Below are 22,186 nucleotides of genomic sequence, written 5' to 3'. Positions count from 1 at the left end.
CGTGGAGCTGAGCCACCGCTTCACCGTGCCGGGCACCGTCGAGGAGACCTGGGCGCGCTTCGGCGAGATCGCGGACCTCGCGACCTGCTTCCCCGGCGCGCAGGTCACCGCCGCCGAGGGAGACACCTTCGAGGGCACCGTGAAGGTGAAGCTCGGGCCGATCGCGCTGGTCTACGCCGGCTCAGGGGCGTTCGTCGCCAAGGACCCGGCCGCGCACACCTTCACCGTCGAGGCCAAGGGCCGCGACAAGCGTGGCAACGGGACCGCCGGCGCGATCGTCAACGCGACGATGGCGGCGACGGCCGACGGCACCAGCACCGACGTGCGGATCGACACCGACCTGACGATCACCGGCAAGCCCGCCCAGTTCGGCCGCGGGGTGATGCAGGACGTCTCCGACAAGCTGCTCGCCCAGTTCGTCGCCTGCCTCGAGCACCGCTCCGCCGAATCGGGGGAGCACGCCGCCGAACCGGCACCAGCGGCCGCCGACTCTGCATCTGGGGCCGCCGCGCCCGCACCCGTCGCAGCCCCGTCGCTGCCCACGGCGCCGGTCCGGACCCAGCCCCCGCGGGACGACGCCATCGACCTGGGTGCGACCGTCCTGCCGGTGCTGCTCAAGTCGTACGGCAAGCAGGCCGCGGCGGGGCTCGGCGCGCTGGTTCTTGTGCTCATCCTGTGGCGCCGCCGGGGCCGCCGACCCTAGCCGCTTCGCGGCTGGCTCCCGCGCTCGCGGACAACGCCTGAGCTCGTCCCTCGCTCGCGCTGCCGCTCGCTTGATCGCCTAGTGTTCGAGCGTGACCCGTGTCCCGGCGTACATCCTCGGCATCCTCCTGATCGCGGCGGTGCTCTGCGCGCCCGCGCTCTTCTGGGGGATGGGCGGCGAGGGGGACGGCGGCTACGAGCCGACGCGGATCACGAGCTACCACGCGGCGTTCGACGTCGCCGCCGACGGCGAGCTGACCGCTGTCGAGCAGATCGACCTCCAGGTCAGCACCGGCGACCGGCACGGCATCTTCCGGTTCTTCGACCGCAACGACGGCAACGCCCCGCACGCACGCCGCGACCCGGCGGCCATCTCGGTCACCCGCGACGGCCAGCCGGAGCCGTACGAGAAGCAGAGCCGCGGCCTCGGCCGCTACACCGTGCTCAAGATCGGCTCGGCGGATCGCACCCTGTCGATCGGCACGCACCACTACACGATCAGCTACACGATCCCCGGCGTGCTGCTGCCCGGCGACCGCGACCCGTCCTGGGAGCAGAGCGCCGGCGGCAGCCTCTTCTACTGGAACGTCGTCCCCGGCGGCTGGCAGCAGCAGATGGACGACGTCGACGTCGACGTCACGCTGCCCTCCGCCGCCGTGCTGCCCAGCGCCGAGGGGCGCACCGGCTGCCTGGTCGGCTGGGGTGACGCCGCCGCGCCGTGCCAGGTCGACGGCGACGGCACCCAGCGGCTCGCGCTGCACCTGGACCACCTCGACGCCCGTACGCCGGTCACCATCCAGGCCGGAATGGGCATCGACACGCCTGCGGAGGGCAACCACCTGCCCTGGACGGCCCGCCTCGACCCGGTCTTCGGCACCAGCCCGGCGCTGCTGGTTATGGTCGTCGTGGTCGGCATCGGCGCGGCCATCGGCGGAGGGGCGCTCGGCGCCAACGCTTGCGAGCGCAGGCCGGCGTACCAGATCCTCTACGTCCCGCCCGCCGGCCTCGGGCCGGCGCAGGCGGTCTACGTGATGGACGAGCGGATCCCGCGCGAGGCCTTCGTCGGCTCGCTGCTGCACGCCGCCGAGCGCGGCGCGATCCGGATGGAGCAGAACGACAAGGCCTGGACCCTCACCCGCCTGACCGACGGCCGCGACCTGGATCCGGTCACGCTCGACCTGATCGACCGCTTCGTCGGCGCCGCTCCCCACAGCACCACCACGATCACCCGCAAGAACGTCACCGATGGACAGTTCCTCAAGTCCGTCATCGACAGCTTCGAGAAGGAGGTCAAGGACTGGGGCATCCGCTCGGGCAACCTCTCCCGTACGGGCGTCGGGCCGTTCGGCGGCATCCTCGTGATCGCCGGGCTGGTCCTGGCCGGCGTCTGTCTCTTCCTGCGCCCGCTGGGGATGTCGATGCTCGGCATCATCCCCGGCGCGTTCGCGATCTGCGGCATCTCGATGGCCCGCACCGGTGCCGGTACGAAGCGCACCACGCCGGGGCGCCGGCTCTGGTCGGAGGTCGGCGGCTTCAAGCGCATCCTGTCGACTCCGAGCAGCGAGCAGCGCTTCGACTTCTCCGGGCGCCAGGAGCTCTACACCGCCTACATCCCGTGGGCGGTCGCGATGGGCTGCGCGAAGGAGTGGGCGAAGAAGTATCGCGCGGAGACCGGCTCCGAGCCGCCCGTCCCGTTCTTCTTCGCCGGCTACACCGGCGCGCACGGCGGCAACTTCGCCGACGCGATGGTGCACGACTTCAACAGCACCGTGAGTTCCGCCATCTCCTCCTACACCGCGACCCAGCACTCGTCCTCCGGCGGGGGCGGGTTCAGCGGCGGTGGTGGCGGAGGGGGCGGTGGCGGCGGCTCCTGGTAACCCTCGAGAACAAGGACAACAACATGGTCATCGCCATCATCGTCATCGTCGTCGTGGTGCTGCTCGCGCTCTTCGGCGTGGTCGGCTTCAACAGGCTGCGCACCAGTGACGTCGCCGCGCAGGAGGCGCTCGGCGGCATCGACGTGCAGCTCACCCGCCGCGCCGAGCTGGTCCCCAACCTCGTCGAGACCGTCAAGGGGTACGCCGCGCACGAGCGCGAGGTGCTCGAGGAGGTCACGCGCGCCCGTGCCTCGGTCGCCACCGCGGCCGCCGGCTCGAACGTGCCCGCCAAGGCCGCCGCCGACGCGGAGCTGCAGGGCGCGCTGGTGAGGCTCAACGCCACCGCCGAGGCCTACCCCGACCTCAAGGCCAACCAGAACTTCCTGGAGCTGCAGAAGCAGCTCGCCGACACCGAGAACCAGCTCGCCTTCGCGCGCCAGTTCTACAACGACGCCGTCGCGACGCTGAACAAGCTGGTCGTCACGATCCCGTGGATGCTCTTCAGCGGCGTCGCCGGCGTCGGCAAGCGCGACTTCTACCAGGCGCCCGCCGGCCAGCAGCAGGCCCCGACCGTGCAGTTCTGATTCGTCGTACGACGCCGTCTGTGGTCATCATCGATCCATGACGACTCAACGCTTCTCGGTGCTGCGATCCGTCCTGCTGGCTGGTGGGATCAGTGCTCTGCTGCTCTCCGGCCAGCCGTCGGCCTCCGCGGCCGCAGCCGATCCCGCACCGCTCCAGGCCCACGCCCGCTCGACGGCGCTGCGCATCGGCACCTTCAACCTCGACGCCGACGTGCCGCTCGACACCTGGCGCACCGCGGTCGGGCAGTTCCTCCCGTACACCGACATCGCCGGCATGCAGGAGGTCGCCGGGAAGGCGAAGAAGGAGGTCCTGGAGGGGCTGCCCGGGATCGGGAGCTACGTCCCGCGGCACACCCAGGACCCGATCCTGTGGAACGACTCCCTCTACAGCCTGGTGGGCGGCCGCTCCGCGCCGATGGCGGCAGGACGCAGGGTCGAGGCCCCGACCGGACGCGGGACGATCTGGCAGCCGACCAAGAAGGCCACGGTGGCCCGGCTGCGCAACCGCGCCACCGGCCAGGTGCTGTCGGTGATCGACGTGCACATGCTCCACCAGGCGGTCGACAAGGGGAAGCCGGTCAAGGGCGTGCCGCGCCGGGTCCGGATGTACAAGGACCAGGTCAAGGGCCTGGACCGGATCATCGCGACCGAGCGCAGCTGGTCCGGCGGCCGCGTCTGGGTCCTCGGCGACTTCAACGACAACTACATGGCGGACAAGGAGCTGCACCGCCGTGCGCTCGCCTACTCCCACCTGCACCGCCACCACCTGGTGGCCTCCTGGGAGACGCGAGGCCGGATCAAGCCGGGTCGAGGGACGTCCACCGGCAACGGCTCCTACCTCGACGCGATCTACGCGCTGCAGCCGGCCGCGTCGGTGCGGGTGCTGCGCCAGTCGCGCTTCGACATCGGGCAGCACTACCCGCTGCTGTCGTCCTACAACGTGCCGTAGCGGCGCGGCTCAGAAGACGTTCAGCGGTCGGAACTGCACCGACATCCGCGGCCCGGCATGGGCGACCTTCGGCACGGCGTGCTCCCAGGTGCGCTGGCAGCTGCCGCCCATCACCACCAGGTCGCCGTGCCCCATCTCGACGCTGATCGAGGCACCTCCGCCGACGGGGCGTAGGGCGAGCCGGCGAGGGTCACCGAGCGAGACGATCGCGACCATGGTGTCCGCGGAGCGGCCCTTGCCGATCTTGTCGCCGTGCCACGCGACCGAGTCGTTGCCGTCGCGGTAGAAGCAGCACCCCGCCGTACGGAACCGCTCGCCCAGCTCGGGCAGGTAGTGCTCGCTGAGCGACTCCCTGGCGGCGACGAGCATCGGGTGGGGGAGCTCGTCGCCGGCCAGGTAGGTGTGCACGAGCCGCGGTACGTCGACCATCCGCTCGTACATCTGGCGGCGCTCCGCGCGCCACGGCACGACGCTGCGCAGGGTGTCGAAGACGTCGTCCGCGGCGGGCAGCCAGCCGCGCGCGACGTCGATCCATGCGCCGTCGCTGAGCGTCGTGCGGACCAGACCGTCGCAGCGGGGGCTGGCGTCCCCGGTGGTGACCTCGGCGGCGAAGAGCGTGCTCTGGAAGTCCATGGCTCCACGGTACTCCGCCCGTCGAACAGACGTTCGAACTTCCCCATTCCCGGGACGCGGCGTGTCGTGCCGTCCTACCGTGGGTCCGTCATGGAAGGGGTAAGCGTGGGGGCGCAGTCACTCAAGCACGTGAAAGTGCGTGAGTACGTCCGGGCCTTGGTCGCCGGCAGCATCCCCGGGTCCGCCGCCCCCTCGGAGCGTGAGCTCGTCAACCTCTTCGGCGTCGCCCGGATGACCGTCCGGCAGGCCATGGACGCGCTGGTCGTCGAGGGTCTGCTGGAGCGGATCCCCGGCCGCGGCACCTTCGTCGCCCGGCCCCGCCGCGCGCCCACCCCGGTGCTGAGCTTCAGCGAGGACATGCGCCGTCGCGGGATGCTGCCCGAGTCGGTCACCCTGCTGGCCCGCCTCGAGCAGGCCGGCCCCGGCGTCGCGCGCGCCCTCGGCCTCACCCCCGGCGACGCGGTGATCCACTGGCGGCGTCTGCGTCGCGCCGACGCGATGCCGATGTGCATCGAGGACGCGTACCTCAACGAGATCCTCCTGCCCGGCTTCCTCCAGAGCGGCATGCCGGTCTCCCTGTACGACGAGCTCGGCGACCGCGGCATGCGCCCGACCTGGGCCGAGGACAACGTCAACGCCGACCTCGCCACCGAGGAGGAGGCCGTGCACCTCGAGGTGGACGCCGGTGCGCCCGTGCTGCGTCAGCAGCGGCGCGCCTTCGCCGAGGAGAAGGTCGTCGAGGTCTCCCGCTCGACCTTCCGCGCCGACCGGTTCACGCTGCGGCTGCAGCTCGGCCAGAGCGAGTAGTCCGCGCGGCGCGGTCAGAGACCGCCGAGCGGCGCGATCTCCGTACCGCTCTCCTCGCAGACCCAGACCGGGTCCGGCCCGCCGAGGTCGGGGGAGATGAAGAGCGAGTGCACCGGCGCCTCCGCGGGGCAGTGCTCGCACACCGGCCAGCGCCCGACGTCGGCGAAGAGGGCGTCCTGGACGTCCTGGGCGATCAGCCCGGCGACGTACTGGACGCCCGCCGGCCACTGATCGACCCACCATCCCCGTTCGGAGATCGCGTCCTCCAGAGCGGAGACGGCGACGGGGCCGGCGAGGTTGCGGGCGGTCAGGTCGGCGAGCACGCGAGCGCGGGCGTCGAGCAGGTGAGCGGCATCCATCGCCCCCATCCTCCCAAACCGTTCAACCACGCGCCTGGCTGCTGGTGTGCCGGGCGACGGCGCCGAGGCTGAGCAGGGCGATCGCGAGCCCCGCCAGGCCGCCGGCGAGGAAGCCGCGCGCCCAGCCGCCCTCGTCCATCACCCACCCGACGATCGGCGCTCCGACGGCGCTGCCCAGGGTGAGAGCGGCACCGTGCCAGCCCATCGACTCGCTGCGCACGGCGCGCGGCACCAGCCGGGACAGGTCGTCGGCGGTCGCGGTGATCGTGGGGGCGCAGAAGACACCGCTGAGGAAGAGCAGCACGGTGAACCACGTCGTGTTCGGGGCGACCGCGACCAGCGCGGTGGTGGCGCCCAGCAGCGCGAGCAGGACGCCCGTGGGCGGATGGCGATGCAGGACGCCGTACGTCAGTCCGCCGATCGCCGAGCCCGCGCCCCACAGGGCGAGCTCCCAGCCGAGCCAGCCGCTGTGCCCCATCGAGCGCATCGCCGCGACGGAGCCGAGCTCCTCACTGGTCAGGATCAGGGTCGCGGCCGCGCTGGCGACCAGGATCAGGCCCACCTGAGGCGTCAGCCAGCTGCGCACCGGGGCGTGCTGTGCCTCCTCCTCGGCGATCGCGTCACCGCTCACCGAGGGATTGTTCAGCCACAGCAGGGCCGCCGCGGCGACGGAGGCGGCCTGGCACAGCAGCAGCGCCCAGGTGGTCGGCAGGTAGGTCGCTGCCATGACGCCCAGGATCGGGCCGACCATGTAGGAGGCCTCGGTCACGACCGAGTCGATGGCCAGTGCTGAGGTGCGCTGCTGGTCGCTCACGCTGGAGATGAGCACCGCGCGCACGATCGCGAAGGTCGGCACCGCGAACAGTCCCGCGACGACGACCAGCACGAGCATCGGCCAGTAGCCCACCCAGGGGGCGACACCCCACGCGAGCGCGGTCACCACCAGGGAGGGCGCGATCGCCCGGCGGACGCCGATCCGGTCGACCAGCCGGCCGCGCCACGGGTTGCTGAGCGCCAACGCCAGGGCCGAGGCCATCGTGACCGCGCCGGCCTGGGTGTAGGAGCGGTGCAGGTGGTTGACCACGTGCAGCGTGATCGCGATGTTGCAGGCCCAGATCGGGACCCGGATGACGAAGCCGAGGACCAGGATGTTGCGCACGGTCGGGTTGCGCATCAGCGCGGCGTAGTTCCCCAGACTCACGGGTCAGATCATCCGGGGCCACGATGGCAAAGACCCAATCGTCGTTCGGGTACGAAAGAGATCGGCCGGAGGATCCGCGATGGATCCTCCGGCCGAGGGTGGAGCGTGGCGCGTCAGGCGCTGTAGGAACGCAGCCAGATCGTGTGCGGCGAGTCCTGCAGCTTGCTGAGGGCGGCCTCGGAGACCGGCTCGCTGGTGTCGGTGACGACGTAGCCCTGCTCGCCCTTGGTCGCGAGGTACTGGCCCGTGACGTTGGCGCCCTCGGCGGCCAGCACGTTGTTGACCTCGGCCAGCACGCCGGGGACGTTGATGTGCAGGTAGGCGATCCGGTGGTGGCCCTCGGTCAGCTCCGGCGCCTGGGCGGCCGGCAGGTCGACGCTCAGTGCGGTCGAGCCCAGCTGGTCGAAGTCGCGCAGCTTGTTGGAGACGAAGTAGCCGATCTCCTCCTGCGCCTCCTGCGTCGAGCCACCGACGTGCGGGGTGAGGATGACGTTGTCGAGCCCGCGCAGCGGCGACTCGAACTCGTCGCCCTGGGCCTTCGGCTCGACCGGGAACACGTCGAGCGCGGCGCCGGCGATGTGGCCGGACAGGATGTGCTCGCGCAGCGAGGTGGTGTCGACGACCATGCCGCGGGCGGCGTTGATGAAGATCGAGCGCGGCTTCATCAGGCGGAACTGCTCGTCGCCGAAGATGCCGGCGTTGCCCGGGCGCCCGTCGACGTGCAGCGAGACGACGTCGGCCTCGGCCAGGAGCGCCTCGAGGGACGGCATCCGGCGGGCGTTGCCGTGGCGCAGCCGGTCGGCGACGTCGAAGAAGATGACGTTGAGGCCGAGCGCCTCGGCGAGGTTGGAGAGCTGGGTGCCGATGTTGCCGTACCCGACGATGCCGAGCGTGCGGCCGCGGACCTCGTGGCTGCCCTTGGCGGACTTGTCCCAGATGCCGGCGTGCATCTTCTGGGTCTTGTCCGGCAGGCGGCGCGCGAGGCTGATGATCTCGGCGATCACGAGCTCGACGACCGAGCGGGTGTTGGAGTACGGCGCGTTGAACACCGCGACGCCCTTGGCCGCCGCGGCGGCCAGGTCGACCTGGTTGGTGCCGATGCAGAAGCACCCGATCGCCAGCAGGTCCGGAGCGTTGTCCAGGACCTTCTGGGTGATGTGGGTGTTGGAGCGGATGCCGAGCATCGCGACTCCGGGCAGCGCGGCGATGAGCTCGTCCTCGGACATGCTCGCCTGGCGGAGCTCGACTTCGTAGCCGGCTCGCTCGAGGTTCTCGACAGCGACCTGATGGATGTTCTCAAGCAGCAGCACCTTCACACCGTGAATTCTAGGGGGCCGCCGCTGATGGGGCTCAGTCGTCGACGCCTGGTGGGACGGGACACGGGCCGGGCGTTGATACGGCGTCGTTGTCGCCGAGGCGATGGTGCGATGCGGCTGCGTCCGCCGCCGCTGGCATGTAACGCGGTGTTACACCGTGTTGTGCGGTGCTGCAGCACCGCAGAACAGCCTGTAACACCGCGTTACAAGGGCCGCGTGCCGTGTCGCTACTTCGCCGCGGCGGCGAGCCGCTTGAGCGCCTGGCGGGCGATGGCGGGGTCGGTGGTCGACCACATCGGCGGCAGGCTGGCCTTGAGGAAGCCGCCGTAGCGCGCCGTCGCCAGGCGCGGGTCGAGGATGGCGACGACGCCGCGGTCCGAGGTCGTACGGATCAGGCGGCCGGTGCCCTGCGCGAGCAGGAGCGCGGCGTGGGTGGCCGCGACCTGCATGAAGCCGTTGCCGCCGGCCTTGTCGGCGGCCTGCTGGCGCGCGCTCATCAGCGGGTCGTCGGGGCGCGGGAACGGGATCCGGTCGATCATCACCAGTTGGCAGGTGTCGCCCGGGACGTCGAGACCCTGCCACAGCGACAGCGTCCCGAAGAGCACCGTGTGCGGGTCGGAGACGAACTGCGCGGCCAGCTCGGGCAGCTGCGCGTCGCCCTGCGCCAGCGTGGTCAGGTGCGGCAGCCGCTTGCGTACGGCCTCCGCGGCCGCGTCGGCCGCCCGCCGCGAGGAGAACAGGCCCAGCGCCCGACCGTCGGCGGCGTCGATCAGCTCGACGATCTCGTCGAGGACCGCCGGCGCCATCCCGTCGCGGCCCGGCTGGGGGAGGTGGCGGGCGACGTACAGGATGCCCTGCTTGCCGTAGTCGAACGGCGAGCCGACGTCGAGACCACGCCACGGGAGCTCCTCGTCGTCCTTGCGCAGCCCGAGCGAGCCGGCGACGACGCCGAAGTCGCCGCCCAGCTTCAGCGTCGCCGAGGCGAAGACCACGGTCTTGTCCGTCAGCAGCCGCTCGCGCATCTGCGCCCACACCTGCAGCGGCGCGATGCACAGCCGCGGCGGGATCCGCTCGGTTCCCTCGGCGAGCCAGAGCACGTCGGACTCCTTGTGCTCGGCCATCCGCTCGGCGATCTCGAAGACCTCCTGCACGCTGCCCTTGGCCTGGGTCAGCCCGGGGTCGGCGCCGTCCTCCGACGACTGCTTCGGGTAGGCCGACAGGCACGCCCGGGCCGCGTCGCGGACCAGGATCAGCGCGTCCGCGAGATCCAGCGGCAGCGTCTCCAGGCGCCCGGCCCGCGTCTCCTGCATCGCGGCCTTCAGTGCGTCGCCGGCGTCGGCCAGGTCGTCGGCCTCGGTGCCGTCGACGTGCCGGTTGGAGCGACGCGCGGCCCGGTCGACATCGGTGAAGGTGAGCTCGCCGGTGGCCGCCTGGGTCACCCGCGCGACCAGCTCGTGCGCCTCGTCGATCACCACGGCGTCGTACTCGGGGATCATCGGGATGCCCTCGATCGCATCGATCGCGAGCAGCGAGTGGTTGGTGACGATGAGGTGCGACTTGGCGGCCTTCTCCTTCGCCCGCTCGGGGAAGCACTCCTGGCCGAACGGGCACTTGGCCGCGGTCAGGCAGTCGCGTGAGGTGACCGAGACCTGGCGCCACTCGCGGTCGGTGTGCCGGGGCGCGTTGTCGCGCTCGCCCGTCCCGCCGTCGTTGGCCTCCTCGTCGGCCCACTCGCGCAGCTCGAGGACCTTCTTGGCCATGTCGCCCATGGCGATGTCCATCGTCAGCGTGCCCTGGTCGTCCGGGACGCCCTCGCGGATCCGGTGCAGGCATGCGTAGTTCGAGCGGCCCTTGAGGACCGCGTACGAGGTGTCGAGCTTGCGGCCCTTGAGCGCCTTGACCAGTCGCGGCAGGTCGCGCTCGACGAGCTGGTGCTGCAGCGCGAGGGTCGCGGTCGCGACCACGACGCGCTTGTCGTGCACCAGCGCCGGCACGAGGTACGCGAGCGACTTCCCGGTGCCCGTACCGGCCTGGACGAGCAGGTGCTGCTTGGCGCCGAAGGCATCGGCGACCGCCTCGGCCATCTGCACCTGGCCCTCACGGGTGCTGCCGCCGAGGGCGTCGACGGCGTCGGCCAGCAGCTCGGAGACGGGCGTCGTCACGGGCGGACCTGGGCGGCGAAGCTCTCCTTGACGCGCATGTCTCGCGGCTGGCCCTGGCAGGAGTAGCGCGCGCCGACCCAGCACTGCATCCGGGTGCTGGCGTTGCTCATCGTCAGCTCGACGCGCTTGATCCGGCGCGAGCTGAACGGCACCGACGTGGAGCCGCCGCCGCGGCGGTTGAGGTGCACCGTACGGACCGTGCGGTGGCCGTGGCGCGGGTAGATCGTGACGATGGCGGCGCTGCCGCGCGCGGTGTCGTCCATGTTGATCGTCAGGCGCAGCCGGGCGTGCTTGCCGCGCAGGTGGCGGCCCCGCGGCGTGAACCGCTCGGTGGCGGCGGCGAGGTGGCTCACCCGGGAGGTGCCGGTGACCGTACGGGCGCCGCTCAGCCGGTACCGGTTGGCGGGGGCGGCGATCGGGTAGCGGTTGGCGCGACCCTCGGAGTACGCGCTGCGCGGCGCGCGGTTGTCCGCCGCGAAGCGCGCGAAGGCCGTGCGCAGGGGCAGGCCGGCGGCCTTGAGGGCCCCGGCGACCGCCTGCAGGGAGTAGTGGTCATGGCTGCCGGCGGCGGCGCGCTCCCACATCGAGCGGATGATCCCGGGCATCTTGCCGACCAGCGCGGGCCGGTGCTCGGTGACCCAGCGGAAGAAGATCCACCCGCCGTACACGCCGAAGGTGGTGTTCTTGTCGAGCGAGAGCGACGGCTTGCCCAGCGGGCCGTACGGGAGGTACTGGGTGTTGTCGTTGATGCTGTCGAAGACCTGGTCCTCGACCCACACCGCGGTGGACTCCATGAACCACGGGTCCTCGGAGGCGTCGTAGGCGAACTGCACCGCGTGGAAGAACTCGTGTGCCGCGGTCACCTGCAGGTTGGACAGCGCGGTGCCGTCGTGGAACTCGGCGAAGTCGTTCTCCAGCACGCAGAACGCCGGCGTGTGGTGGGCGTTCGGCGACGTCGCGAGCGGCTCGGGGGCGCAGTAGCCGTAGTAGCCGTGGCTGCCGATGTTGGCCAGGTAGATGTCCACGTCGTCGGCGGGCACAGGCAGGCCGTTGACCTGGGTCGTGCCGCCGCCGGTGGTGTGGTCGGCCTCGGGCATCCGGTAGCCGGAGCTCTGGTAGACCGCGTAGATGTGCTCGAGGTTGCTCAGCACGACCTGCGGGGTGATGGCGCTGGTCCTCGGGGCGTCGGCGCCCGCGGAGGCGTAGTGGACGCAGATGGGCGCGGTGGCCGAGCAGATGATCCGCTCGCCGTAGAGCCGCGGGCGCGCGGTGAGCGCGTCCGCCTGCTTGCGGGCGGAGCCGCGCAGGGAGGGCTTGCTCAGCGCGAGCCGGCGCAGGTACATCGAGGCGTCCTCGCCGGCGGCCAGCGAGCTCGCCGCGGGCAGTCGTACGGCCGAGTCCTGGGGCGCGTGATCGCGCGCCTGAGCGGGCGTCGCGACGGACACCATCAGCAGCGACGTCACCACGATCACGAGGGTCGTCAGAGCGGCGGCGGGGCGGCGAAGAGGGCGCGTCACTCCGGCAGTTTAGGTGCCAACTCCCAAACCGCCACGACGCCGGCGATGGTGACCATCCAGCCGACCAGGACGTCGAGCACCCAGTGGTTGGCGGTGCCCACCACGGCGGCAGCGGTGACGAAGGCTCCGAGCCAGCCGAAGATCTTCACGATCCGCCACCGGGCGTGTCGCTGCAGGACGAGGGCGCACCACAGCGACCAGCCGGCATGCAGCGACGGGAAGGCGGCCAGCTCGTTGGTGAGGTGGCCCAGGCCCTTGGGAGCGGACGCGTCGGCGCCCCACCAGCCCACGTCGGAGTGCAGTGAGAGGACGTCGGTGTAGCCCTCGAGGAAGCGCGGCGGGGCGGTGGGCAGCATGAGGTAGAGGGACAGCGCCAGCACGGTCGCGACCATCAGCGCGCGGCGCGCGGGCAGGTACGCGTCCCGGCCCTTGAAGTAGAGCCAGACCAGCACGCTCAGCGTCACGATGTAGTGCGCGCTGGCGTACCAGAACGAGGCGAAGATGCCGATCGCGTCGTGGCGGACGAAGAAGCCGTTGACCACGTGCTCCCAGTTGAGCCGAGCGGCCTTCTGGATGCGCAGCAGCACCTTGGCGCGGTGGACCGCAGCCTGCTCGTCGTTGCTCGCGAGGAGGCGCGAGGAGGTATAGGCGATGTAGAGGGCGGTGATGAGGAGCAGCTCGCGTACGCCGGCGCTCACAGGCGCGAGACGCTGGCGCAGGGACGGCGGCGTCACCGGCGGGGCGATGACCGCCTCGTCCCCGGCGATCGCGTTCTCCTGCACGTCCTCTGCCTCCTGAGAAAAAGCCCGATGGGACCGGGCGTGCCCGATCCCATCGATCCTAAGCCGAGGCCCGCCTGAAATGTTCCCGGATATTTCGTGCGGTTATTCCATGACATTTCACAGGCTGCGCAGGACCGCGGTGACCTTGCCCAGGATCGTGGCGTGGGTGCCGTCGATCGGCTCCAGCGCCGAGTTGTGGGGGAGCAGCCAGAGCTTGCCGTCCTTGCGACGGAACTCCTTGACGGTCGCCTCGCCGTCGAGCAGCGCGGCCACGAAGTCGCCGTTGTTCGCCGTCTGCGCCTGCTGGATGACGATGTAGTCGCCGTCGCAGATCGCGGCCTCGATCATCGAGTCGCCCTTGACCTTGAGCAGGAAGAGCTGGCCGTCGCCGACGAGCTCGCGCGGCAGCGGGAAGACCGCCTCGGTCTGCTCCTCGGCCAGGATCGGCGCGCCCGCGGCGATGGTGCCGACCAGCGGTACGTACTTGGCGGCCGGCCGGGTGTCGCCGATGCCGGTCTCGTCGTAGTCGACCGAGTCGTCCACGTTGGTGATCGCGCGGCGCGCCTTGAGCACCTCGGGCAGGAAGACCTCGAGGGCGCGGGGGCGGTGGGGGTCGCGCTTGATGAACCCCTTCTGCTCCAGCACCTTGAGCTGGTGGGCGACCGAGCTGGTCGACGTCAGGCCGACGGCGGTGCCGATCTCGCGCATGCTCGGCGGGTAGCCGCGTGCCTCGATGCAGTCACGCAGGTGACCCAGGATGCGCTGCTGGCGATAGGTCAGCCCGGTCGCGTCCGGTGGGCCGTCGGGCAGCTCGGCGAGATTGCTCGGCTCCTGCTTGTCGCTCATGCCGCTCACGCTAGTGCTGCAGGGGTGCGGATTCAAACAGATGTTCGATCGGCGTGTCGGAATCGAACACTTGATCGATTCGAACGGATGTTCTACAGTCGCTCATGTGTTCGATCGAACGTCTGATCGAACGGTCCCCGACGGCTGGCTCGCCAAAACTGTCAGGGGTCGCGGATAGACATCGTCCCGGACACACCAGGTCCCGCCTTCCCCAGGAGACTGACATGAGCACGATGACCCTCGACCAGCTGTTCGAGACGACGCGTACGGCCCCCGTCCGGGCGGCCAGCCCGACGCCGCGCCCGGTGCGCCCTCGCTCGACGGTGCGGCTCACCCGCCGCGGCCGGGTGGTCGTCTTCGTCGCCGGCCTGCTCGTCCTCCTCGGCATGGGCCTGCTGATCTCCAACGGTGCGGGTGCGGCACTGCACGCCGGCACCCCGGAGTCGACCCACTCGGTCGTCGTCGCGCCCGGCGACACCCTGTGGGATCTCGCCACCGAGGCCGCCGGCGCCGACGGCGACGTGCGATCGATGATCGACCACATCGAGAAGATCAATGGCCTCGCTGGTGCGAGCCTGTCGGCCGGTCAGACGCTCCGGATCCCGAACTGACGCCGGAGGGGCCGGGCGCCGCGCCACTGAGCGCCCGGATCACTCGCGCGCCGAGCAGCAGCGCCACGAAGAGGCACGCCGCGGCACCGATCGCCGCGAGCAGCAGGAAGACCCACCCGGCCCCGTCGCCGTCGCGCGCATCCTTGCCGAAGTCGATCGCCGCGAAGACCAGGTAGCCCCACGCGATCAGGGCGATCGTCACGCCCGACGCGAGCGCGAAGACGTCCCTGCGGAACCGTCGCGGCGGCCGAGCGCCCTTGCGTGCACCCTTGCGCTTGCCGCTGTTCTCCTGCCCCACGGGTCACATTCTCCCCTGAGACGCGCCTCTTTCGCGCCCTCTGAGCGCGACACGCCGAGGCGGCACGCCCAGCTTTGCGCAAGCACTTGCACGCCTTGCGGCCGGGGCATAGAGTCACCACTACATCTAGTAGTTACAAGGATGTAGTTATCCACATCTAGTTCACACCTGAGCGGATTTGTTGCACAGGTCACGACTCGTTTTCCACAGCCAAACCGGTTTCCTCCACAGGGGGATCCACACCCCCAGGACGGGAGGACCGCGATGCACTGCCCGTACTGCCGGCACACCGACACCAAGGTCCTCGACTCCCGGGTGGCCGAGGACGGCGGCTCGATCCGTCGTCGTCGCCAGTGCCAGGGCTGCGAGAAGCGGTTCACCACCGTCGAGCTGATGCAACTCACCGTGCTCAAGCGCTCGGGCGCGACCGAGCCGTTCAACCGCGACAAGGCGGTCGCCGGCGTCCGCAAGGCCTGCAAGGGCCGACCGGTCACCGAGGACCAGCTGGCCTGCCTGGGCCAGGAGGTCGAGAACACGCTCCGTACGAGCGGCTATGCCGAGGTCCCGGCCCACGAGGTGGGCCTGGCGATCCTGGCGCCGCTGAGCAAGCTCGACCAGGTCGCGTACCTGCGCTTCGCGTCGGTCTACCGACAGTTCGAGTCGGCCGACGACTTCGAGGACGAGATCGCCAAGTTGCGCGCCGAGCGTGACCTCAGCCCTATCGGCTGACACTTCAGGGATAACACCACAGACAGCCCGGGCATGCCGTGGGGAAGCGTGCATGTCCGGGCCACCAGCAGCAGCGATGCAGCACATGCTCGACCGAAGAGACCGATGAAATTTCTGCGACAAGGGGACAAGGCAATGACCGAGACGGTGAGCGGTTCGGGCCGTAAGGCTCGCACCGGGGGGCTCCAGCTCGAGCGGGTGTTCAGCACCGAGGGCGTGCACCCGTACGACCAGATCACCTGGGAGCGGCGCGACGTCGTCCAGACCAACTGGAAGACCGGCGAAACCGTCTTCGAGCAGCGCGGCGTCGAGTACCCCGACTTCTGGTCGGTCAACGCCTCCACGATCGTGACGACCAAGTACTTCCGCGGTGCCGTCGGCACCCCGCAGCGCGAGACCGGTCTCAAGCAGCTGATCGACCGCGTCGTCCTGACGTACGTGGCCGCCGGCAAGGAGCACGGCTACTTCGCCAGCGACAAGGACGCGCAGATCTTCGAGGAGGAGCTGACCTGGCTGCTGGCCAACCAGTACTTCTCCTTCAACTCCCCGGTCTGGTTCAACGTCGGCACGACCTCTCCCCAGCAGGTCTCGGCGTGCTTCATCCTCTCGGTCGATGACTCGATGGACTCCATCCTCAACTGGTACAAGGAGGAGGGCTTCATCTTCAAGGGCGGCTCCGGCGCCGGCCTCAACCTGTCCCGCATCCGCTCCTCCAAGGAGCTGTTGAAGTCCGGCGGCACCGCCTCGGGCCCGGTCTCCTTCATGCGCGGCGCCGACGCCTCGGCCGGCACCATCAAGTCGGGCGGCGCCACGCGTCGCGCGGCCAAGATGGTCGTCCTCGACGTCGACCACCCGGACATCGAGGAGTTCGTCGAGACGAAGTGGCGCGAGGAGGACAAGATCCGCGCCCTCCGCGACGCCGGCTTCGACATGGACCTGGGCGGCAAGGACATCACGTCCGTGCAGTACCAGAACGCCAACAACTCCGTCCGCGTCACCGACGAGTTCATGCGCGCCGTCGAGGACGGCAAGGAGTTCGGTCTCCGCGCCCGCTCCACCGGCGAGGTCATCGAGACCGTCGACGCCCGCTCGCTGTTCCGCAAGATCTCCGAGGCCGCCTGGGCCTGTGCCGACCCCGGTCTGCAGTACGACGACACCATCAACGCCTGGCACACCAACCCCGAGACCGGCCGCATCACCGCGTCCAACCCCTGCTCGGAGTACATGTCGCTGGACAACTCGTCCTGCAACCTGGCGTCGCTCAACCTGCTCAAGTTCCTCAAGGAGGACGACACCTTCGACGCCCCGCTCTTCGCGAAGGCCGTCGAGTTCATCATCACCGCGATGGACATCTCCATCTGCTTCGCGGACTTCCCGACCGACCCGATCGGCGAGACCACCCGCGACTACCGCCAGCTCGGCATCGGCTACGCCAACCTCGGCGCCCTGCTGATGGCGATGGGTCTCGGCTACGACTCCGAGGGCGGCCGCGCGATGGCGGCGACCATCACCTCGCTGATGACCGGCACCTCGTACCGTCGCTCGGCCGAGCTGGCCGCGATCGTCGGCCCGTACGCCGGCTACGCCCGCAACGCCGAGGCGCACCAGAAGGTCATGCGCAAGCACCAGGCCGCCAACGACGAGGTGCGCCCGCTGCACGTCGCCGACGCCCAGGTGCACAAGCTGGCCACCGAGGAGTGGGCCAAGGTCGTCGAGCTCGGCAAGACCAACGGCTTCCGCAACGCCCAGGCCTCGGTGCTCGCGCCGACCGGCACCATCGGCTTCATGATGGACTGCGACACGACCGGCATCGAGCCGGACTTCTCGCTGGTCAAGTTCAAGAAGCTCGTCGGTGGCGGCTCGATGCAGATCGTCAACCAGACGATCCCGCGGGCGCTGAAGAAGCTCGGCTACGACGAGGAGAAGATCGAGGCGATCGTCGCCTACATCGGCGAGCACGGTCACGTCGTCGACGCACCGGGCCTCAAGCCGGAGCACTACGAGGTCTTCGACACCGCGATGGGTGCGCGTGCCCTCAAGCCGATGGGCCACGTCCTGATGATGGCGGCCTGCCAGCCCTTCCTGTCGGGCGCGATCTCGAAGACGGTCAACCTGCCGGAGACGGCGACCGTCGAGGAGATCGAGGACATCTACATGCAGTCCTGGAAGCTCGGCCTCAAGGCGACGGCCGTCTACCGCGACAACTGCAAGGTCGGCCAGCCGCTGGCCGACGGTGGCGGCAAGGCGAAGAAGGACGCGGCCGACAAGGCCGACGCCGCCGCTGCTGCCCAGGTCGTCGAGAAGGTCGTGGAGAAGGTCGTCTACGCCCCGACCCGCAAGCGCCTCCCGAAGTCGCGCGTCTCCCGGACGACCTCCTTCACGGTCGGCGGCGCGGAGGGCTACATGACCTCCGGTGCGCACGAGGACGGCACCCTCGGCGAGGTCTTCCTGAAGCTCGGCAAGCAGGGTTCGACCCTGGCCGGCGTGATGGACGCCTTCTCGATCGCCACCTCGATCGGCCTGCAGTACGGCGTGCCGCTGGAGACCTTCGTCTCGAAGTTCACCAACCTGCGCTTCGAGCCCGCCGGTCTGACCGACGACGCCGACGTGCGGATGGCGCAGTCGATCATGGACTACATCTTCCGCCGCCTGGCGCTGGACTACCTGTCCTTCGAGGACCGTGCCGCGCTGGGCATCTACTCCGCCGACGAGCGCCAGCGCTACCTCGAGACGGGCTCCTACGACCTGGTCGAGGAGACCGGCGGCGCCGCCGAGCTCATCGCGACCCCCGAGGTCGAGGAGGTCGAGGAGGTCGAGGTCGTCGCCGAGGCGCCCGCCGCCCCGGTTGCGGAGACCAAGACCGCCCGCACCACCGCCGAGCTGCTCGAGCAGATCTCCGGCATGGCCGTCGACAGCCCGCTCTGCTTCACCTGCGGCACCAAGATGCGCCCCGCCGGCTCCTGCTACGTCTGCGAGGGCTGCGGCTCCACCAGCGGCTGCAGCTGAGTCGAGAGGTCACTTCTTGTGGCTCGAGTAGTCACTTCTTGAGTCACTGAATACACGCGAGGGCCCCGTCCGGAGAGATCCGGCCGGGGCCCTCGGTGCTCGTAGGGTGAACGGCCGCAGAATCTGCGGGCAGGATGCACCCACCTCAGCTCAGCACGGGTCCGCCGCGCTTTTCGCCTCCGTGCTCCATAGGCGGCGCGGGAAGCCGACCCCATCAGTTCGTCGGCCTCGTGCTCCGGTTCCGTGCATGGGGCTGAATCCTGAGTCGATCGTTCGAGTCCGAGAGTCAATGAGGACGGTGCACCATCTTCACTCGCACGATGGCGTCAGTCAGTATCCGTGGTGCGTTCGGTGATGTCGTACGCATTCGATGTTGATCGCGTGCGACGCGTGAACTTCGAGGCGACCCCGACTATTACCGGTGTGGTCGTACACGACTAGTTCGTCGCTGAGGAAGATCCCACCCTTGTCGAAGAGGACGTGGTGGTTGGGGCATAGGCATAGAACGTTGCCGACCGTGTCGGGACCATCGTGTGGCGCCCCAAGCCCCCGAATGTGAGCGCCCTCGCTGTAACTGCCGACGGGCAGGTCGAGCTTGATACCGCATATCTGGCAGGTGTGGTTGTAGAGCTCCTTGACGTGTTGGGAGACTTTGCTTGATCTAACGATGCGCTGCACGATGCCGGTCGCGCGCTCTGGCTCGGCATTGCCCGCGGGTGCTCCATTCGGGGGCTCATATGCGATTTCTGTGTCCGCAAAGTCAAACCGAGGTGTTCTCCAGGCCGGAACGGCCGCAGGCGTCTGGTCGTCAGGAGTCCACGGCCGCGCTTCGTCGGGCGCGAGCCGGACGAGGTGAAATCGCCAGATGCGGAACCCGTCTCGTCCGGTCTCGGACCAGTGTCGGATCACCTTATATAGACCGTCGTAGCGGTAGCCGATCTTCGGCGCGAACGGCTTTTCGCCCCTCGGTCCGCGCAGGACCCGCACCGGCAGACCATTCTCTTCGGAGTACACCAACGCTGCGTTATGGCGGTGCTGGATGTCTTGATCGGAAATTTGCCGCTTGGTCGAGGGGTCGTTCCCGCCGGCGCCGGTGTAGAGAAGCCAGTCCCCGTGATCCTCATCGTCCACGTAGCCGCGATTGACCGCTATGCAATCGGCGCCGATGTTCGGCCGACCAGAAATACCTGGGACCCAGTTGTCGTGCAGGCCTGCAAGCATGGCTTCCTTGCGGTCGGCGAACTCAGCACCGACCGGATAGCCAGCGACTTCGCCGAAGAAGTAGCCGGGCACTACTCGACCTCGATGAAGAGGTCGGTCCACATGATGTCGAGTGCCGTGGTGACTGCGTGAAGGGTGCCGAGCGTGGGATTGCTTGTGCCAGCTTCCAAACGGCGGACCATCTGGACGGAAACTCCAGCGCGAGAGGCGACGTCCTCCTGTGTAAGTTGGGACGATTCGCGACGGTGGCGCAGCGCGCGGGCCAGTGCCTTCGCGGTCTCTGGGGGCAGGGGCCGGTGGGTTCCGGTCTTGGTGTTCGGCACCCATAAACCCTTGACGGTCTGTGGGCGCCGTGCGAGAACATAAATGTTCCTCTCGGGGCAAGGGGAAGGTGCGACCTTGGGGTCGCGACAGGTCGACGCAACGGCACGCGTCGCACACGCGGGTATCCCCAATTCCTGTGAGCCTCGCCGTTCTGTCCCCACGGCCCGACAAGCGCGTTTACCTTCGATGCCGGAGGTCTGCGATGGCTGGTGAGTCTGCGCGGGAATCGGCGAAGCGGTTGCGCGAGAAGGCGGAGCGGCAGGCGCGGGTTGCCGCGATGTTCGAGCGCGGTGCTGAGGGCGAGGAAGCTACAGCGGCTGCGCTGGCTGGCTTGCCCGCGGACCAGTGGACGCTCTTTCACGACCTGCGCTGGCCGGGTCGGAAGTTCGCGAACGTCGATCACATCGCGGTTGGGCCTCCTGGCATCTATGTCATCGACTCCAAGAATTGGACAGGTTCGATCACTGTCGTCGATAATGTCTTGCGGCAGAACGGTCGTGCGCGCGAGACGGCCGTCCATGGCGCCGCTGAGGCGGCGATGGCGGTAAGCGGCTTGGCACGGAGCGTCAGCCCGCTTCAAGTCCACCCCGTCATGTGCTTCGTACGCGACGAGCCGATCGCTGGGTGGGCGCGAGACGCGATGCTCTGCTCAACCAGCAACCTCGTAGAGATGCTCACCTCGCGGGCGCCGGTGCTGAGCGACGACCTACGACGGATGGTCGCCTTGGAGCTCGACGCCGCCCTGAGGTCTGCGACGGAGCGGGTCTCGGCGCCGACGCCGAAGCGCGCCGCGCCCCGACCGCGCCCGGTTGCGCCTCGAGCTCATCCGCAGCCTCGTCGTCGGCGGGGTGGGTGCGTGCCTGCGTTCGTTGGACTGATGGTCTCGGTCGTGGCGATCACGATGGGCGGCGCGATCGTCGCTCAGATCCTGGGCAATGACCCGTCCGCTCGCGATATGCCTGCCCGGGCCGATGGCTCTTGCCCTCCGGATCACGCGGTGAAGGCGTGGACGAATGCAGCAGGCGTGCGGGTCTATCGGGACGTGAGCTCGAGCAACTACGCAAAGGCGCGGGCCGATCGCTGCTTCCTGGACGCGGCCCATGCTGCCGCCTCGGGATACGTACGGGCTCCGCGCTGACCCCTTGTATGCTCCGGCTTCCTGTGAGCCTTGGCGTTCTGACCCGCGCCTGTTCGATCGCCTTTACCGTCAGAGCATGAAGATCGGTGCTGCCCTTGCTGCGGGTGTTGTCGGATTAGTGGTCCTCTCGGGGGTCGCCCAGGCTCACGCGCAGGATGGCGTGGTGACACGCTCCGGAAAGCACATTGGCGTCTCCGTCCCATTGGATGTCACTGAAGGCACTCGCTACTCGGTCAATGTGCACGTGCCGTCGCCCAAGAAGGCTGTTGCCGCGACGCTCGAGTATCAGAAAGCTGGTGGATACAGCTTCGAGTCGGTGAACCAGTGGACCGTGCTCAAGAGCATGAAGGTGAAGGGCCACGGAACGCTGAGGTTCCCGATGCAGGCGGACACGTCGCGCGAGTACACCTTCCGGGTGCGCGTCAGTTATCGCGGGAGGAAGCACTCAGCGCTGAGTGGAGCGAGGCGAGTGAACTACTGGCACTGGGTCGGACTTCCATCCAGCAGCTATTACAGCGTTGGCAGCGGGAGCCAGTACGTCGGATTCTCGCTCGCGGGAAGGTCATCCGGGGGCTGGTTCCAATACGCCGGCGACAGCGCTGAATATCGCGTCACGATGCCAGGACGGTGCCGGTCGTTTCACGCCCTGCTTGGTCTCGCCGACGGGTCGGCCGACGGCGCTACCGGCACGATCACGTTCTCGGCGATCGACTCGTCCGGGATCCCGAAGGCGATCTGGAAGTCGCCGACCCTTGTCCCCGGCAAAACGGTCCCGGTGTCGCTGAGCCTGGCGTCGCCGTACCGCTTCTCGATCCTGGGTGAGAACACCAGCGCGCCGGTGACGAGTGGGGCCAAGACGACGACTCCGCTCGCGCAGCCGGCTGTCTCCGACCCGGAGTTCCTCTGCCACGTCGACTGAGTCAGTCGAGCTGTCCGTCCCGCCGACCTCGAGGCACGCGTCGGGGAGGAGCTGCCCGGCACCAGCTACGACAGGCCCGCTGGTATCCGGTTCACGCCGGGACGCAGCGGGCCTTGCTCGTGAAGGCGGGGGCACTGCTCAGGACGCGGCCGGGTTCTCTCGTCATCCGGAGCACCGGCGCCGCCCATCGCCTACGCTGTGAGGC

At 69.3% G+C, this 22,186-nt stretch carries 21 protein-coding genes; 10 read left to right on the top strand and 11 right to left on the bottom strand.

Translation table 11 applies throughout. The features are described 5' to 3' along the window. Position 1: 1 nt before the first annotated feature. The 4 genes from KSO98_RS00810 (at position 2) to KSO98_RS00795 (ending at position 4,112) form a co-directional block, all read left to right on the top strand. Positions 2–703 carry an SRPBCC family protein gene (locus KSO98_RS00810; RefSeq protein WP_225282866.1) on the top strand — a complete coding sequence of 234 codons (702 nt, stop codon included), beginning with the start codon at positions 2–4 and terminating at the stop codon, positions 701–703. A 91-nt stretch (positions 704–794) separates the two neighbouring features. After that, entirely contained in the window at positions 795–2,579 is a 1,785-nt protein-coding gene (locus KSO98_RS00805) for a DUF2207 domain-containing protein (RefSeq protein ID WP_225282865.1), read from the top strand. A 23-nt stretch (positions 2,580–2,602) separates the two neighbouring features. Next, complete coding sequence (locus tag KSO98_RS00800; protein ID WP_225282864.1) at positions 2,603–3,163, top strand: LemA family protein; 561 nt, start codon at positions 2,603–2,605, stop codon at positions 3,161–3,163. Positions 3,164–3,200: 37 nt separating this feature from the next. After that, the gene (locus KSO98_RS00795; protein WP_225282863.1) at positions 3,201–4,112 is read left to right on the top strand and encodes an exonuclease/endonuclease/phosphatase family protein; all 912 of its coding nucleotides are present in this window, start codon (positions 3,201–3,203) and stop codon (positions 4,110–4,112) included. Positions 4,113–4,121: 9 nt separating this feature from the next. Here the strand turns inward: KSO98_RS00795 and KSO98_RS00790 are convergent, their stop codons facing one another. Next, positions 4,122–4,745, bottom strand: coding sequence for an alpha-ketoglutarate-dependent dioxygenase AlkB (locus KSO98_RS00790; RefSeq protein WP_225282862.1), 624 nt, complete (start codon positions 4,743–4,745; stop codon positions 4,122–4,124). A gap of 129 nt (positions 4,746–4,874) precedes the next feature. Between KSO98_RS00790 and KSO98_RS00785 the strand changes: the two genes are divergently transcribed. Then, a complete protein-coding gene (locus tag KSO98_RS00785) occupies positions 4,875–5,552 on the top strand; it encodes a GntR family transcriptional regulator (protein WP_225282861.1) in 678 nt (225 codons plus the stop codon). A 14-nt stretch (positions 5,553–5,566) separates the two neighbouring features. Here KSO98_RS00785 and KSO98_RS00780 read toward each other — a convergent pair whose 3' ends face one another. The 7 genes from KSO98_RS00780 to lexA form a co-directional block, all read right to left on the bottom strand. Beyond that, positions 5,567–5,911 carry a DUF8819 family protein gene (locus tag KSO98_RS00780; protein ID WP_225282860.1) on the bottom strand — a complete coding sequence of 115 codons (345 nt, stop codon included), beginning with the start codon at positions 5,909–5,911 and terminating at the stop codon, positions 5,567–5,569. A 22-nt stretch (positions 5,912–5,933) separates the two neighbouring features. Next, a complete protein-coding gene (locus KSO98_RS00775) occupies positions 5,934–7,112 on the bottom strand; it encodes an MFS transporter (RefSeq protein ID WP_225282859.1) in 1,179 nt (392 codons plus the stop codon). Between the two features lie 113 nt (positions 7,113–7,225). Further along, positions 7,226–8,428, bottom strand: coding sequence for a phosphoglycerate dehydrogenase (gene serA / locus KSO98_RS00770; RefSeq protein ID WP_225282858.1), 1,203 nt, complete (start codon positions 8,426–8,428; stop codon positions 7,226–7,228). Between the two features lie 227 nt (positions 8,429–8,655). Next, a complete protein-coding gene (locus tag KSO98_RS00765; RefSeq protein WP_225282857.1) occupies positions 8,656–10,590 on the bottom strand; it encodes an ATP-dependent DNA helicase in 1,935 nt (644 codons plus the stop codon). Further along, positions 10,587–12,107 carry an MXAN_6640 family putative metalloprotease gene (locus KSO98_RS00760; protein ID WP_225282856.1) on the bottom strand — a complete coding sequence of 507 codons (1,521 nt, stop codon included), beginning with the start codon at positions 12,105–12,107 and terminating at the stop codon, positions 10,587–10,589. Before KSO98_RS00760 ends, KSO98_RS00765 begins: the two co-directional genes overlap by 4 nt. Beyond that, the gene (locus KSO98_RS00755) at positions 12,104–12,889 is read right to left on the bottom strand and encodes a phosphatase PAP2 family protein (RefSeq protein ID WP_225282855.1); all 786 of its coding nucleotides are present in this window, start codon (positions 12,887–12,889) and stop codon (positions 12,104–12,106) included. Before KSO98_RS00755 ends, KSO98_RS00760 begins: the two co-directional genes overlap by 4 nt. A gap of 117 nt (positions 12,890–13,006) precedes the next feature. Continuing rightward, on the bottom strand, positions 13,007–13,735 hold the full coding sequence (gene lexA, locus KSO98_RS00750) for a transcriptional repressor LexA (protein WP_225282854.1): 729 nt from the start codon (positions 13,733–13,735) through the stop codon (positions 13,007–13,009). Positions 13,736–13,959: 224 nt separating this feature from the next. On the opposite strand from lexA, the gene KSO98_RS00745 reads away from it, so the two are divergent. Continuing rightward, positions 13,960–14,346, top strand: a complete 387-nt coding sequence (locus KSO98_RS00745; RefSeq protein WP_225282853.1) for a LysM peptidoglycan-binding domain-containing protein — start codon at positions 13,960–13,962, stop codon at positions 14,344–14,346. On the opposite strand, the gene KSO98_RS00740 is transcribed toward KSO98_RS00745, so the two are convergent. Next, complete coding sequence (locus tag KSO98_RS00740; protein ID WP_225282852.1) at positions 14,288–14,644, bottom strand: hypothetical protein; 357 nt, start codon at positions 14,642–14,644, stop codon at positions 14,288–14,290. The two genes, KSO98_RS00745 and KSO98_RS00740, sit on opposite strands and share 59 nt — an antisense overlap. Positions 14,645–14,908: 264 nt before the next feature. Here KSO98_RS00740 and nrdR point away from each other — a divergent pair, with 264 nt between their 5' ends. Continuing rightward, on the top strand, positions 14,909–15,373 hold the full coding sequence (nrdR, locus tag KSO98_RS00735; protein ID WP_225282851.1) for a transcriptional regulator NrdR: 465 nt from the start codon (positions 14,909–14,911) through the stop codon (positions 15,371–15,373). 135 nt (positions 15,374–15,508) lie between these two features. Further along, positions 15,509–18,379, top strand: coding sequence for a vitamin B12-dependent ribonucleotide reductase (locus KSO98_RS00730; RefSeq protein WP_225282850.1), 2,871 nt, complete (start codon positions 15,509–15,511; stop codon positions 18,377–18,379). Between the two features lie 330 nt (positions 18,380–18,709). Here KSO98_RS00730 and KSO98_RS00725 read toward each other — a convergent pair whose 3' ends face one another. Further along, positions 18,710–19,672 carry a YDG/SRA domain-containing protein gene (locus tag KSO98_RS00725; protein WP_225282849.1) on the bottom strand — a complete coding sequence of 321 codons (963 nt, stop codon included), beginning with the start codon at positions 19,670–19,672 and terminating at the stop codon, positions 18,710–18,712. Further along, positions 19,672–19,923, bottom strand: a complete 252-nt coding sequence (locus KSO98_RS00720) for a helix-turn-helix domain-containing protein (protein ID WP_225282848.1) — start codon at positions 19,921–19,923, stop codon at positions 19,672–19,674. The genes KSO98_RS00725 and KSO98_RS00720 overlap by 1 nt, the downstream gene beginning before the upstream one ends. 203 nt (positions 19,924–20,126) lie before the next feature. On the opposite strand from KSO98_RS00720, the gene KSO98_RS00715 reads away from it, so the two are divergent. Continuing rightward, on the top strand, positions 20,127–21,062 hold the full coding sequence (locus KSO98_RS00715) for a nuclease-related domain-containing protein (protein WP_225282847.1): 936 nt from the start codon (positions 20,127–20,129) through the stop codon (positions 21,060–21,062). A gap of 76 nt (positions 21,063–21,138) precedes the next feature. Then, positions 21,139–21,981 carry a hypothetical protein gene (locus KSO98_RS00710; protein WP_225282846.1) on the top strand — a complete coding sequence of 281 codons (843 nt, stop codon included), beginning with the start codon at positions 21,139–21,141 and terminating at the stop codon, positions 21,979–21,981. Positions 21,982–22,186 lie beyond the last annotated feature (205 nt).

It is taken from the genome of Nocardioides nematodiphilus (assembly GCF_020216525.1).
In the GTDB taxonomy this organism is placed as follows: Bacteria; Actinomycetota; Actinomycetes; order Propionibacteriales; family Nocardioidaceae; genus Nocardioides; species Nocardioides nematodiphilus.
This window is presented reverse-complemented; position numbering and strand designations above follow the sequence as displayed.